Here is a 13214-nt window from a genome sequence, read left to right as displayed (position 1 = left end):
GTGAGCCGTCTCCTCCGCTCCATCCTTGCCGGCGGCGTCGGTTTCGTCGCCGATGCGGCGGCCCTGTGGCTGCTGCTGGCCGTCACGCCGCTTGGCCCGCTTGTCGCCCGCGTGCTTTCGATCGGGTTTGCGCTGGCCGTCACCTGGCAGTTCAACCGCCATTTGACCTTCTCGCCGTCGAGCCGCGGCATCGCGACGGAGGGCGCGCGCTATGGCGGCGTCGGCATCGCCACCAGCATCATCAACTATGTCGTCTATTGCGCGATCCTGGTTGCCCTGCCGGCAATGCCGCCGCTGGCGGCGCTCGCTATCGCCTCGCTGGTCGCCATGGCGCTTTCCTTTCTCGGCTATTCCCGCCTCGTCTTCGATCGATAGGCTCTGGCTGATTGGCAGAAGCCGCCGAGTTCCTTATATCGGCGACAAGGATCGCGCCGGAGACCCAAGATGCCCTTGAAAATCGCCGTCCAGATGGACCATGTCTCAACGGTGTCGATCACCGGCGACACGTCGTTTGCGCTGTCGCTGGAGGCACAGCGGCGAGGCCACCAGCTGTTCCACTACACGCCCGACCGGCTGTCGATGCGCGACGGCAAGGTGTTTGCCCGCATCGAGGAAATGCAGGTCCGCGACGAGAAGGGCAGCCACTATTCGCTGGGCGAGAAGGTGCGCACCGACCTGTCCGAGATGGATGTCGTCCTGCTCCGCCAGGATCCGCCCTTCGACATGAACTACATCACCACCACGCACATCCTCGAGCGCATCCACCCGAAGACGCTGGTGGTCAACGACCCGGCCTGGGTGCGCAACAGCCCGGAAAAGATCTTCGTCACCGAGTTTCCGGACTTGATGCCGGAAACGCTGATCACCAAGGATCCCATGGAAGTCGCCGCCTTCCGCAAGGAGTTCGGCGACATCATCGTCAAGCCGCTCTACGGCAATGGCGGCGCCGGCATCTTCCATCTGCACGAGGCCGACCGCAACCTCGCCTCGCTGCTCGAAATGTTCGGCCAGATGTTCCGCGAGCCCTATATCGTGCAGCGCTATCTGAAGGACGTGCGCAAGGGCGACAAGCGCATCATCCTGATCGACGGCGAACCGGTGGGTGCCATCAACCGGGTGCCGGCCGAGCACGATTCGCGTTCCAACATGCATGTCGGCGGCCGCGCCGAAAAGACCGAGCTGACGGAGCGCGAACGCGAGATCTGCGCCCGCATCGGCCCGTCGCTGAAAGAACGCGGTTTTATCCTCGTCGGCATCGACGTCATCGGCGACTACATGACCGAGATCAACGTGACCTCGCCGACCGGCGTGCGCGAAGTGCAGCGCTTTGGTGGCGCCGATATTGCCGGCCTGTTCTGGGATGCAGTTGAGAACAAGAGGCGGTAGTCCACGCAACTGCGCCCCACCGATCCTCTAGAGCAATTCCAGGAAAAGTGTGAAACGGTTTTCCTGGAATTGCCCTAGAGCGGTTCAGTTTTTGATAGAACCGCCGACCCGCTCTAAGCATTTGTTTTTACGCAATTCCGGACGGAAACCGCTACGCACTTTTCCTGGAATTGCTCTAGACTAGACCACGAAGAAGTCGTCGGCGGTGAGCCAGGTGCCTGGGCGCACGGTGGCGAACTGGACGGCCGCCGCTCCGCCCGCCTCGTCCACATCGAACAGCAGAGCGCCTGTCGTGTCGTCGTAAAGGATGTGGTCGCTGTCATCGGCGGCTTTGTCGCCGAGCGCGAAGACCGCACCGAAAAGCGGGCCGGTCGACAGCCCGACGAATACGGAACTGTCCAGCCGGAACATATCATCCAGCGCATTGAAGTCGTCGATACTGTCGTAGTTCGCCGGCCCAAGCGCGTCGAACACGAAGACATCCCTGCCAGCGTCGCCGGCCAGCCGGTCGCGGCCAGCGCCGCCATTGAGGGTGTCGTCACCAGAGCCGCCCCGCAGGTCGTCGGAGCCGGCGCCGCCGTCGAGGAAATCGTCGCCCGTATCACCGCGGATGGCGTCTGTGCCGGCACCGCCGCTCATCTCATCATTGCCGGCGCCCCCGTCCAGCCAATCGGTGCCAGCGCCTCCGATGATCGTGTCGGCGCCCTCGCCGCCGAACAGCTGGTCGTGGCCGGCGCCGCCGTCGAGCGTATCGTTGAACGGAGTGCCGCTGACGCGGTCGCCGCCGCCCAGTGCCGCGACGACAACGGCATGATCGTAGCTTCCATAGCTCACGGTGCTTGCGGCGTCGCTCAGTGCGATGGATTCGGCCGGGGGTGTGACCGTGATCGCAATCGTCGCCACATTGCTGTTGCCCTGGCCGTCGGTGGCGTAAACCGTAAAGCTGTCGGTGCCGACGAAGCCGGCCTCGGGCATGTAGTCGAACAGATTGTCGCTCAGAAAGCCCGCATGATAGTGCAGGCTGGTGCCGACGTGACCTTGGTGAAACGGATAGTAATTGCCGTCGAAATTTGTTCTCGGCTCAAGGACGCCGTGGTCGGGCCCGTCCAGGATGACAAAGCTCAGGAGATCGTAGTCGGCATCCGCCGCGCTGAACTTGATGTCGTCGAGAAATTGCCCCTGCGAAACCGACAAATTCAGATTGGCCACCGTGGGCGCATGATTGACGAAGGTGTCGGGCTGAAGCGCGCCGCCTTCCAGGGTGATCTGATGCTGGCCGTACTGGGTGTTTTCGCCGCCGAAATATTCGTTCGCCCCGATCCATGTCACCGTGACGGTGTCGGGGCCGTCGGCGTTGACCGAGACGATCCGGGCCGACAGGTAGGCCGCCTGGTCGGACAGGGTGCGGATGAAATTGCCTTCATTGTCGAAAACCTGCGTTTCCACCGTCGTCCAGGTCTCGGTCCTGCCCTCGTGGGTGAGACTGGTGATGGTGAAAAAGCCGTCGAAGACATCTACCGAAGCCAGGTCGATCCCACCGAATGGGAAATCCGCCTTTGCCCCTATCGGTCCGATCACGTCGCCGTCGGTTTCCGCAATGCTGAAAAGCACCGCGTCAGGGCTCGGATTGGGAAATTCGGGTTCTTCCCATACTGTGAGCTCACTGCCGTTGCTTAAGGTCGGCATCCTGTGTTCCTCACGTTTGCGCCTGGACGCGCTGCGGATGTCCTCCGTTTCCAACCATAACATCGTATGCGAGTCTGATCGGTGACAAACCCCTTCGCCTTTTCCATGTTGGTTAATTCTGCTCCGGGCGGAGGCAGTCCGATGGAGTTCTGCGCACTGCGTTGACATTTCGCCGGAAGGCGACAGACCCTATGTTCCCGTAATGTTCTTGATTAACTCGGAAATCTGTGCTTGTCTTGCTCGACGTCGCTCACGGCCTGATTGCATCGGCTTTGAGCGAGTCAGGTCCGGGGGTGTTGAAAAATATGGTGGCGCGGGTTCGCACGGTTGCTTTCCAGGGCATCGAGGCCGTGCCGGTCGACGTCCAGGTGATGATCGCGCCGGGCAAGGTCAACATGCATATCGTCGGCCTCGCCGACAAGGCGGTGGCCGAAAGCCGCGAGCGGGTGCAGGCGGCATTGCATGCGTCGGGCCTGTCGATGCCGTCGAAGAAGGTGACCGTCAATCTGGCGCCGGCCGACCTGCCGAAGGAAGGCAGCCACTACGATCTGCCGATCGCGCTCGGCCTGATGGCGGCACTTGGCGCCATTCCGGGCGACATGCTGGCCGGCTATGTCGTGCTCGGCGAACTGTCGCTCGACGGCACCATTGCCGCGGTGGCCGGCGCGCTGCCGGCGGCGATCGGCGCCAATGCCGAAGGCAAGGGCCTGATCTGCCCGTTCGCCTGCGGGCCGGAAGCGGCCTGGGCCGGCAAGGATTTCGACATATTGGCACCACGCAGCCTGATTGCCATCGCCAATCATTTTCGCGGCACGCAAGTGCTGTCGCGGCCCGAAGCCGGCATCCACGCCTCGGCGCGTGACCTGCCCGACCTCGCCGACATCAAGGGCCAGGAGAGCGCCAAGCGGGCGCTGGAGGTGGCGGCGGCCGGCGGACATAATCTCTTGATGGTCGGCCCGCCGGGCTCGGGGAAATCGATGCTGGCGCAAAGGCTGCCGTCGATCCTGCCGCCGCTGGCGCCAAAGGAATTGCTCGAAGTCTCGATGATCGCGTCGGTCGCGGGCGAACTCGGCGAAGGCAAGCTGACCGACCGGCGGCCGTTCCGTGCCCCGCACCATTCTGCCTCGATGGCGGCGATGGTCGGCGGCGGCCTGAGGGCGCGGCCCGGCGAAGTGTCGCTTGCCCATCACGGCGTGCTGTTCCTCGACGAGTTTCCCGAATTCACGCCGCAGACGCTCGACGCGCTGCGCCAGCCGCTCGAGACCGGCGACTGCATGATCGCGCGCGCCAACCATCGCGTCACCTATCCGGCGCGCATCCAGCTGGTGGCGGCGATGAATCCGTGCCGCTGCGGCATGGCCGGCGAGCCGGGCTATCGCTGCCTGCGCGGCGAGCGCTGCCGCACCGACTACCAGGCGCGGATATCAGGCCCGCTGCTCGACCGTATCGATCTCCGCATCGAGGTGCCGGCGGTTTCGGCCGGCGATCTGGTCCGGCCCGACAAGGCGGAGAAGAGTGCGGCCGTGGCGCTGCGCGTGGCGCGCGCCCGCACCATCCAGCGCGAGCGTTTCGAGCGGCTGGGCGTCACCAGCGCCATCACCAATGCGCATTGCTCGCCCTCGATCATCGAGGAGATAGCCGTGCCGGATACCGCCGGCCTGACACTGCTCAAGGACGCCAGCGAAAAGCTCGGCTTTTCCGCGCGTGCCTATCATCGCGTCTTGAAAGTGGCGCGGACACTGGCCGACCTCGACGCCAGCGAGACGGTCGGCCGCATCCATCTGGCCGAGGCGATTTCCTACCGGATGATGTCGGAGCGGATGGCGCAAGCGGCGTAGTCCCTTGAGGGGAGGGGCGCTGACGCTTGGCCTTCGGTTCAGGCCTGCCCGCGCGCCTTCAGTTCCAGTCGCCGCTTGTGCAGCACCGGCTCGGTGTAGCCGTTGGGCTGGACGCTGCCCTTGAAGACCAGATCGCAGGCGGCCTGGAAGGCGACGGAGTTATCGAAGTCGGGCGCCATCGGCTGGTAGAGCGGATCGCCGACATTCTGCCGGTCGACGATGGCCGCCATGCGTTGCAGGGCATCCATGACCTGGATCTTCGAGCAGACATCGTGGCGCAGCCAGTTGGCGATGTGCTGCGAGGAGATGCGCAGCGTGGCGCGGTCCTCCATCAGGCCGACATCGTTGATGTCAGGCACTTTCGAGCAGCCGACGCCCTGGTCGACCCAGCGCACGACATAACCCAGAATGCCCTGCGCGTTGTTGTCGAGTTCGCGCTGGATTTCGTCGGGCGTCCAGTTCGGCCGTACCGCCACCGGCACCGACAAGATGTCGTCGAGCTTGGCCTTGGGCCGGGTCTTCAGCGCCGCCTGGACGGCGTGCACATCGACCTTGTGGTAGTGGGTGGCGTGCAGCGTCGCCGCCGTCGGCGACGGCACCCAGGCGGTGTTGGCGCCGGCCTTGGGATGGGCGATCTTCTGCTCCAGCATCGCCGCCATCAGGTCGGGCATCGCCCACATGCCCTTGCCGATCTGGGCGTGGCCGGCCAACCCGCATTCGAGGCCGGTGTCGACATTCCACGCCTCATAGGCGGAAATCCAGGCGGCCTGCTTCATGTCGCCCTTGCGGATCATCGGGCCGGCTTCCATCGAGGTGTGGATCTCGTCGCCGGTGCGGTCGAGGAAACCGGTGTTGATGAACACCACGCGCTCCTTCGCCGCGCGGATCGCCTCCTTGAGGTTGACGGTGGTGCGCCGCTCCTCGTCCATGATGCCCATCTTGATGGTGTTCTTGGCCATGCCGAGCAGCGCTTCGACGCGGTCGAAAATCTCGACGGCGAAGGCGACTTCCTCCGGCCCATGCATCTTCGGCTTCACCACATACATCGAGCCGGCACGGGAATTCATCCGCCGCCCGTTGGCGCCGACGTCGTGCAGGGCGATCAGCGCCGTCAGCGCAGCGTCCATGATGCCTTCCGGCACCTCGTTGCCGTCGCGGTCTGTTATTGCCGGATTGGTCATCAGGTGGCCGACATTGCGCACCAGCATCAGCGAGCGACCGGGCAGCGCAAGCTGGCCGCCGTTGGGCGATGTGTAGCCGCGGTCCGGATTGAGCTTGCGGACGAACGTCTTGCCGCCCTTGCTGATCTCTTCGGCGAGGTCACCCTTCATCAGGCCGAGCCAGTTGCGGTAGACGACGACCTTGTCCTCGGCATCGACCGCCGCGACCGAATCCTCGCAATCCTGGATGGTGGTCAGCGCCGATTCCAGGATGATGTCGGCGATGCCCGCCGGGTCGGTGCGGCCGATCTGGTTGGCGCGGTCGATTGATATCTCGATATGCAGGCCATTCTTGACCAGCAGCACGGCTTCGGGGTTCGCTGCATCGCCGCGATAGCCGGCAAACTGTTTCGGATCGGCCAGCGTGGTGCCGCCGGCGCCGGCGCTGAGCTTGAGCGCGCCATTCGCCACCGACAGGCCGTTGACGCCGGCCCATTTGCCGGAGGTGAGCGGCACCACCTGGTCGAGGAAGTCCTTGGACCAGGCAACGACCTTGGCGCCGCGCACGGCGTTGAACCCCTTGCCTTTTTCCGCGCCGCCCGTTTCGGGGATGGCATCGGTGCCGTAGAGCGCATCATAGAGCGAACCCCAGCGCGCATTGGCGGCGTTCAATGCATAGCGCGCATTCATCACCGGCACGACCAGCTGTGGTCCGGCGACCACGGCGATCTCGGGATCGACATTGTCGGTGGAAACGCTGAAGGCGGGGCCTTCCGGGACGAGATAGCCGATCTCCTTCAGGAAGCCTTTGTAGGCCTCCATATCGAGCGGCGCGCCATTGTCGCGATACCAGCCGTCGAGCTTTTCCTGCATGGCGTCGCGTTTTGCGAGCAGCGCCCGGTTCTTCGGTGCCAGATCGTGGACGATGGTCGAAAACCCGTTCCAGAACGCATCGGCGGCAATGCCAGTGCCGGGCAGCGCTTCGTTGACGACGAAGTCATGCAGTTCGCGGGCAATCCGCAATCCAGCGATCTCAATGCGATCGGTCATCAGGGCGTCTCCAGATGAAAGGCTAGGCCGGGCCTTTGGCATGTCGAGGTGGTACGGTCAATTCAGCTTAGGGTGAAGGTCGGCGTATTTCGCCTCTCCCTTCTCCCTCTGAGGGAGAAGGGAAGAACCGCTCTTCTACACCGCAATCCTTGGCCTTCCCGAGGCCACCGCCACCACATGCGCTTCGATGAACATGCGCTGGCTTTCGACGGTGGAGACGCTGAATTCGGTGGCGACTTCGATCTCGGCGCTGTCGGTGCCGGCGTCCTTCGCCCGTTTGGCGGCGATGGCCCGCACATCGGCCTCCGCCGCTGCGACCGCAGCCGCCTCGTCGGTGAAATCGCGGACGCTTTCACCCGACGCGAGGCGGAACAGGCCTTCCACGGGTTGGCTGACGCGGGCCTCGGCCGAGACGCGGACCTGGCCGACGACGGCGCCGAGCGCGTTGGCGACGTCGGTATCGTCGGGCACCACGCAGCCATTGCCGACCAGCGGCGGCAGCCCGGCATAGTGCAACGGCGCCGAGGCGCCGAGGCCGATGACCGGGCGGTCGAGCGCGACGCTGAGGCGGGCGATGCCGGGGTGGAAATCGACGGCGCGCTGCACCAGCGCATGCGCCACGGTGGCGGCGCCATCGAGCCCATCTTCGGCAAAGGCGGTTTCGAGGATGTATTCGGCCGACCAGCGCGTCAGTGTCAGCAGCACGCGCTCGGAAATCGCCTCCGGCGTGGCGGCAATCGCCTGTCCCCGGCCGTCGCGCTTGCGGGCGAACAACTCGGCGCCGAGACGGGCCGGGGCGGCGGCCCAGTTCGCCTGCTTGCCCAGCACATGGGCGGCATCCGACGGCGTGAAGCCCGAAATATGCACCAGCCCGCGCGACACCAAACGGTTCAAGGTGGCGTTCTGGGCGTTGGAGGTGAGCAGCCTGTCGAGCGGCAGCGGCGTGGCGCCAATCACTTCGTAGAGCTTGGCCTCGGCGCCGGTCAGCCCGGCCGCCAGTCGCTCCGGCACGCCGGTGCGCACCGCGAAGCGGCCATCCATGCGGCCGGGGTTCGGCGCGCGCAGCTGGCGTTCCAGTTCGACGGTTACCGCGTCGCTGTGCATCATGCCGGCCAGCGCCAGCGGCACCAGTCGGCGCGGACCGAGCAGGATCTTCGGGTTGAGCGCGCCCTCCTCCAGCGCCACTTCGGAATCGCCGCCGAGGCCGTAAGTGCGCATGGCCACCGCCTCGACCATGGTGCGGAAGCCACCGACGGTTGCGCCTTCCGGGTCGAGCCGGGGACGGCCGCCGTCGAGCACGGCGACGTCGGTGGTGGTGCCGCCGATGTCGGAGACGACGGCGTCGTCGAGGCCGGTCATGTGGCGGGCGCCGACCAGGCTGGCGGCCGGGCCCGACAAAATGGTCTCGATCGGCCGCTGGCGGGCGAACGCTGCCGACACCAGGGCGCCGTCGCCGCGCACCACCATCAAGGGTGCCGCGATCTTGCGCGCTTCCAAAAAGCCTTCGGTCGCCGCCACCAGCCGGTCGATCATCGAGATCAGCCTTGCGTTGAGCAGCGTCGTCAGCGCCCGGCGCGGGCCGCCGAGTTTTGCCGACAGCTCATGGCTGGCGGTGACCGGCAGGCCGGTCCTCTCGCGGATCAGCTCACGGGCCGCGATCTCGTGCGCCGGGTTGCGGGTGGCGAAATAGGCGCAGACGGCGAAACCCGACACCGAGCCGCCGAGTTCGGGCAGGGCCGCTTCCAGCCCGGAGAGGTCTAGCTTTGCCGCATTGCCGTGGACATCATGGCCGCCGGGGCAGAACACCACGGGGTCGGTGCCCAAAGCTGTCTTCAGCCCGTCACGCGCAAGGTCCGCCTCGGAAAAGCCGATCATGACCAGCGCCACGCGGCCGCCCTGGCCCTCGACCAGCGCATTGGTGGCCAATGTCGTCGACATCGATACCAGTTTTATCGCCGTGGGATCGGTGCGGGATTTTTCCAGCACCGCATCGACCGCGCCGGAGATTCCGACGGCGAGGTCGTGCCGCGTCGTCAGCGCCTTGGCCTTGGCCAGCACCTTGCCGCGCGGGCTGCCGGTTTCCGACCAAAGCACGGCATCCGTATAGGTGCCGCCGGTGTCGATGCCGAGGAACAGAGGGAGGGGTTTTGGCTTGGCGGTCATGGGCAGGTCCGGGGAATTCTCTTGCCCCGCCCCTTAGCCGATACGGCGCGGCGGATAAAGCAGCGAGCGCTGGGCCAAGGAAGGAGAGCCAATCTCCGCCCTCGTGGGGGAGATGGCCGGCAGGCCGGAGGGGGGCTCGGCTGCTTCGGCCGCAGCGCCGCCTTAGCCCACGAACCCCACCTTCTTATGCGTGTTATCGCAGAACGGCTTGTTGGCCGAATGGCCGCAGCGGCAGAGGAAAACCCGCGTCGTGCGGTCGATCGTGTGGCCGGTGCCGGTGACGATCTCGGCATTGCCTTCGAGCTTGAGCGGGCCGTTGGTGGTCGGCGTCACTTTCAGCGGGCCGTTCCTCGCCTCCAGCGCCGGCGTGTCCTTGAGTGGCGGCTCGCCGGTGGCGGTGAATCCGGTCTTGTTGTGGCTGCCGTCGCAGAACGGCTTGTTTGCCGAGGCGCCGCAGCGGCAGAGCGTGGCGCGGTGGAACGTCTCGCCGCCAAGCACGATCTCGGCATGCACCGCGAGCGGGCCGTTTTCCCTGAGCCGCACGGTGTTGACCACCGGCGGCTGTTCCTGCGGCCCGCCATCCTTGCGACGGTAGGTGATGGCGCCCGACGGGCAGCTCTCGGCGATTGCGACGATCTTCTCGACGCTGGCCGCCTCGGGATGGATCCACTCGGCCATGGCGTTGGGCACGAAGACATGTGGGTCGCCCAGCACGCAGTTGCGCGAATGGATGCAGCGCCGGCCGGAAAAGCCGACATCGATCTTCTCGCCTTCGACCGTGCCTGCCATGGGTAGGTCTCCTGTGAAGGAAGGCAGGCTAGGGCGATGGAGCCGAGGGCGTCAAGCCAGGTAGCCCATTCAGAGGGCAATCACTTCAGCGTTGGCGCCGCCCCTCATCCGCCTGCCGGCACCTTCTCCCCGTGAACGGGGAGAAGCCCGCTGACCGCAATCATGGCGCTTCATTTTGCAACGCTCGCGATTGGGGAAACCGTCGATGATGGCGTCCTTCTCCCCGTCACTATACGGGGAGAAGATGCCGGCAGGCAGATGAGGGCAGCGCCGACATCGGTGGGTCGGTCACCTCACACGAAGCGCCGTCATCACTTTGCCTTGCAGCCCTGCGCCCTACTCGACCAGGTCGATTTCCTCGGTCTCGCCGCCGGTGCAGGTGTAGCAGCAGTCGTCGCATTTTTCCTTGTTGCCGGGGCCGACGCCCCAGTAGGTCGCCTCGTCGCCGTCGACCCAGGCGCCGTAGCAGATCGATTCGCCCTCCTCGCAGGAGATCGGCAGTTGCTTGGTCTCGCCGTCGTCGAGATAGAAATCCTTGCCATCGCCCGGCCAGACATAGTCGCGGTCCTGGCTGTAGAGCTCGACGCGCATGGCGTTGGGATGGCTGTTCTTGATTTCGAAAGTGACGTCGCCGGCATGGGCCGCGGGCGCGAACAAGGCTGCGAGCGAAAGCGCGACGACGATGCGGCGCGGAAAGGCGAAAGACATAAAACCCCCTGGGATGAGAATCGGCCCCCACGGCCGAGGGGAGAATCATCGCATGCGATGCCGGAGGGAGGAAGGGAGGATTGGGGTAATCCCCTTTTTCCCTTCTCCCCTGGGGAGAAGCGAAGTCCCGCGCCCCCGCTACGGCACAAGATCAATCGTCTCGGTGGTCTTCTCCACGCAGATGAAGCAGCAATTGTCGCAGGGCAGGTCGTTGTCCGGGCCGACGCCGGCGGAGATCTGGTCGTTGCCGTTGACCCAGGCGGCGTAGCAGATGTTTTCGCCCGGATTGCAGGAGATCGGCACCGACTTCTGTGAGCCCGGCTGGATCAAAAACACCTTGCCGTCGCCCGGCCAGACCGTCTCGCGGTCGCGACTGAACAGCTCGACCGCCACCGATTGCTGCCGCAGGTTCTTGACGAAGAACGCCATGTCGGCGGCATGCGCCGGGGCGGCGAGGAGAAGGGCAGCGAGGGTGAGGCGAATCATGGGGGCGTTTCCGGGGAGGAGACGGGCAGGCTCGCACGATCAGGGGCTGACCGCCACATGCGGCGGTTCTCCCTTCTCCCCCTGTGGGGTGAAGGAAGAATCAGGGCGTTACCACCACATGCGGCGCCAGCCGCCGGATCGCGTCGATCATGTCGTCGCCACGGACATCGAGCGAGGAGACCTCCATGTGCACGATGTTCTTGCCGAAGGGCAGGATCAGGCTCAGCGCGTTGGCCGGCGCATACTTGATCTCGTCGGGCGGCTCCTCGGTGAGCTCGAAATTGAGCATCGCCGAGCCCTTGCCGGAGGTGAGGCGCACGCTGCGCACCTCGTGCCAGGGCACCAGCACGTCGCCGGCGCGGCGGTCGCGAAAGCCGTTTTCGTCGAGCACGACCTTGACCGAAGTGTCGAAGGCGCCGCGGGCGATGAAGAAGCCGAGCCCAAGGCAGGCCACCGCCAGCAGCGCAATGACCAGAACATGCCCGCCATCGGCGCCAGACGCCAGCCCCTGCAGCGCGCCGAAGCCGAACATCGCGCCGATGATGAACGGCCCGATGGACGGAAAGATCTTTCCGGTGGCGCTGTTGCGGAGTTCGAGCGGCGCGGACATTGGACGAGATTGAGCCCGAAAGAGACCGGAGTCGATAGGATTACGCCCGGCCGCTCGGCGAGCCTTCGAGCGACCTTTCGGCAGCAGTGGCCGGCCTCTCCCGGCAGAAATACAGGATCGCCAGCATCACCACGACAAGCAGAACGGCGTAATAGATCGACAGGCGGGCATAGAGCTCCGCTTTTTCCATCGTGAAGGTGCGACCCTCGCTGTTAGCGCGCGCCACCATCGAGGCTACCAGCGCATCATGGGAAAACAGCTGGTTTATCGCGGCCAATGGCAAGGTCGATGCGAACAGCAGTGCGTTGTAGAGCTTTGCCCTGGGCTCAAACCGCAGCAGCATCACGCCACACCAACCGTAAAGGGCAATGTAGAGTGCAACCGCCGCGATCTTCAGCGGCGTCTGTTCGACCATGAACAGGAACGGCATGCCGTCGTCAGGTTGGGTGAGGCGCAGCACATACCAGATCCCGGACACGAAGCCGAGCGTGCCAAGCAGCAGGTTGGGCCATTGACGCCGGCCGGCCGGTTGCTCGGCGAGCGCGTAAGACAGCAGCCATTCGCCCACCGAGACGTTCGCCACCCACGCCAGGCTGACCAGGATCAGCGAAAGGACGGTGCGGGCCGCCCACGAGGTCGGCTGACCAAGAACGGTCTCGGCAACGCCAGGAAACAACCGGTCGACCAGAACGACGGCCGCATTCATCCAGACGTAATCGAGGCAGAGACCGAGAAACAGCAGGACATATTTGCGCAATTTGAAATCCCCCAAGGCCCAATATATCGCCTCTACTTACCGCCCCGGCTTCACAAGCGTCCAGATCCAGCCGATGAAGGTCAACACCAGGAATGGATAGCCGGCGGCCGGCAGCGGCGCCGAGGTCGGCAGCAAGGGCGCGCCCCAGAGCACCATGGCCACCGTCACGGCAAACAGGATGGCGGCAATGAGGCCGGTGAGGCGCATCCACAGGGCAAAGGTTTTCGGCGCGCTGATCAGGACGAGGGCTGCCGCCCAGAGCGAGATGCCGCCGACATAGGAGGGGACACTGGCCTCGAGGCCCGCCGCATTGCCTGCCAGCAGCAGGCTCTCGCCGGCGACGAAGGTGAGGAACCCGGCCGCGACGCAGTCATTGCCCAGCCGCTGGTACTTCATCGTCAAGAGTGCTGCCGCCACCACGAGCGCCACGCCGTCGATCGCCCAGAGCGTTTCGCGGAGCGGGGCGCTCGCCACGAAGGTGCCGGCCAGGCCGAAAGCGCCACCGATGGCGAGGCCGATCGCGGCGACGGTGTTCAGAGTGGAACGCATTTGATGTCTCTCCCCAGCTGGGGAGAGGATAC

12 protein-coding genes are annotated in these 13214 nt (G+C 65.2%); 3 read left to right on the top strand and 9 right to left on the bottom strand.

Annotated elements, in window-relative coordinates:
- The gene (locus ACSQ3Z_RS04045; protein WP_436170083.1) at window positions 1–375 is read left to right on the top strand and encodes a GtrA family protein; all 375 of its coding nucleotides are present in this window, start codon (window positions 1–3) and stop codon (window positions 373–375) included.
- 69 nt (window positions 376–444) lie between these two features.
- Entirely contained in the window at window positions 445–1386 is a 942-nt protein-coding gene (gene gshB / locus ACSQ3Z_RS04040; RefSeq protein WP_436170082.1) for a glutathione synthase, read from the top strand.
- 180 nt (window positions 1387–1566) lie between these two features.
- On the opposite strand, the gene ACSQ3Z_RS04035 is transcribed toward gshB, so the two are convergent.
- Window positions 1567–3072: a calcium-binding protein gene (locus tag ACSQ3Z_RS04035; RefSeq protein ID WP_436170081.1), complete on the bottom strand. Its 1506-nt coding sequence runs from the start codon at window positions 3070–3072 to the stop codon at window positions 1567–1569.
- 305 nt (window positions 3073–3377) lie between these two features.
- Between ACSQ3Z_RS04035 and ACSQ3Z_RS04030 the strand changes: the two genes are divergently transcribed.
- Window positions 3378–4910, top strand: a complete 1533-nt coding sequence (locus tag ACSQ3Z_RS04030) for a YifB family Mg chelatase-like AAA ATPase (protein WP_436170080.1) — start codon at window positions 3378–3380, stop codon at window positions 4908–4910.
- Between the two features lie 38 nt (window positions 4911–4948).
- Here ACSQ3Z_RS04030 and ACSQ3Z_RS04025 read toward each other — a convergent pair whose 3' ends face one another.
- From ACSQ3Z_RS04025 to ACSQ3Z_RS03990, 8 genes are all read right to left on the bottom strand, one after another.
- A complete protein-coding gene (locus tag ACSQ3Z_RS04025; protein WP_436170079.1) occupies window positions 4949–7120 on the bottom strand; it encodes a malate synthase G in 2172 nt (723 codons plus the stop codon).
- Between the two features lie 135 nt (window positions 7121–7255).
- The gene (locus ACSQ3Z_RS04020) at window positions 7256–9283 is read right to left on the bottom strand and encodes a hydantoinase/oxoprolinase N-terminal domain-containing protein (protein WP_436170078.1); all 2028 of its coding nucleotides are present in this window, start codon (window positions 9281–9283) and stop codon (window positions 7256–7258) included.
- Window positions 9284–9445: 162 nt separating this feature from the next.
- Complete coding sequence (locus ACSQ3Z_RS04015; protein ID WP_436170077.1) at window positions 9446–10072, bottom strand: CDGSH iron-sulfur domain-containing protein; 627 nt, start codon at window positions 10070–10072, stop codon at window positions 9446–9448.
- Window positions 10073–10408: 336 nt separating this feature from the next.
- Window positions 10409–10780 (bottom strand): hypothetical protein, encoded by a 372-nt coding sequence (locus ACSQ3Z_RS04010; RefSeq protein ID WP_436170076.1) that lies wholly within the window; start codon window positions 10778–10780, stop codon window positions 10409–10411.
- A gap of 138 nt (window positions 10781–10918) precedes the next feature.
- Window positions 10919–11266 (bottom strand): hypothetical protein, encoded by a 348-nt coding sequence (locus tag ACSQ3Z_RS04005; protein ID WP_436170075.1) that lies wholly within the window; start codon window positions 11264–11266, stop codon window positions 10919–10921.
- 100 nt (window positions 11267–11366) lie between these two features.
- The gene (locus ACSQ3Z_RS04000; protein WP_436170074.1) at window positions 11367–11876 is read right to left on the bottom strand and encodes a hypothetical protein; all 510 of its coding nucleotides are present in this window, start codon (window positions 11874–11876) and stop codon (window positions 11367–11369) included.
- Between the two features lie 40 nt (window positions 11877–11916).
- Window positions 11917–12633 (bottom strand): hypothetical protein, encoded by a 717-nt coding sequence (locus tag ACSQ3Z_RS03995; protein ID WP_436170073.1) that lies wholly within the window; start codon window positions 12631–12633, stop codon window positions 11917–11919.
- Between the two features lie 36 nt (window positions 12634–12669).
- A complete protein-coding gene (locus ACSQ3Z_RS03990) occupies window positions 12670–13182 on the bottom strand; it encodes a hypothetical protein (protein ID WP_436170072.1) in 513 nt (170 codons plus the stop codon).
- Window positions 13183–13214 lie beyond the last annotated feature (32 nt).

Source organism: Mesorhizobium sp. LjNodule214, assembly GCF_964252735.1.
Taxonomy (GTDB): Bacteria; Pseudomonadota; Alphaproteobacteria; order Rhizobiales; family Rhizobiaceae; genus Mesorhizobium.
The sequence above is the reverse complement of the archived record's forward strand: the minus strand, read 5'-3'. Positions and strand labels throughout refer to the sequence as shown.

What these genes read in the sequence shown, in the direction of transcription:
- ACSQ3Z_RS04010 (WP_436170076.1), bottom strand. Translation starts at nt 10,780, where the DNA reads ATGTCTTTCGCCTTTCCGCGCCGCATCGTCGTCGCGCTTTCGCTCGCA.
- ACSQ3Z_RS04030 (WP_436170080.1), top strand. Translation starts at nt 3,378, where the DNA reads ATGGTGGCGCGGGTTCGCACGGTTGCTTTCCAGGGCATCGAGGCCGTG.
- ACSQ3Z_RS04025 (WP_436170079.1), bottom strand. Translation starts at nt 7,120, where the DNA reads ATGACCGATCGCATTGAGATCGCTGGATTGCGGATTGCCCGCGAACTG.
- ACSQ3Z_RS03990 (WP_436170072.1), bottom strand. Translation starts at nt 13,182, where the DNA reads ATGCGTTCCACTCTGAACACCGTCGCCGCGATCGGCCTCGCCATCGGT.
- ACSQ3Z_RS04015 (WP_436170077.1), bottom strand. Translation starts at nt 10,072, where the DNA reads ATGGCAGGCACGGTCGAAGGCGAGAAGATCGATGTCGGCTTTTCCGGC.
- ACSQ3Z_RS04005 (WP_436170075.1), bottom strand. Translation starts at nt 11,266, where the DNA reads ATGATTCGCCTCACCCTCGCTGCCCTTCTCCTCGCCGCCCCGGCGCAT.
- ACSQ3Z_RS04035 (WP_436170081.1), bottom strand. Translation starts at nt 3,072, where the DNA reads ATGCCGACCTTAAGCAACGGCAGTGAGCTCACAGTATGGGAAGAACCC.
- ACSQ3Z_RS04020 (WP_436170078.1), bottom strand. Translation starts at nt 9,283, where the DNA reads ATGACCGCCAAGCCAAAACCCCTCCCTCTGTTCCTCGGCATCGACACC.
- ACSQ3Z_RS04000 (WP_436170074.1), bottom strand. Translation starts at nt 11,876, where the DNA reads ATGTCCGCGCCGCTCGAACTCCGCAACAGCGCCACCGGAAAGATCTTT.
- gshB (WP_436170082.1), top strand. Translation starts at nt 445, where the DNA reads ATGCCCTTGAAAATCGCCGTCCAGATGGACCATGTCTCAACGGTGTCG.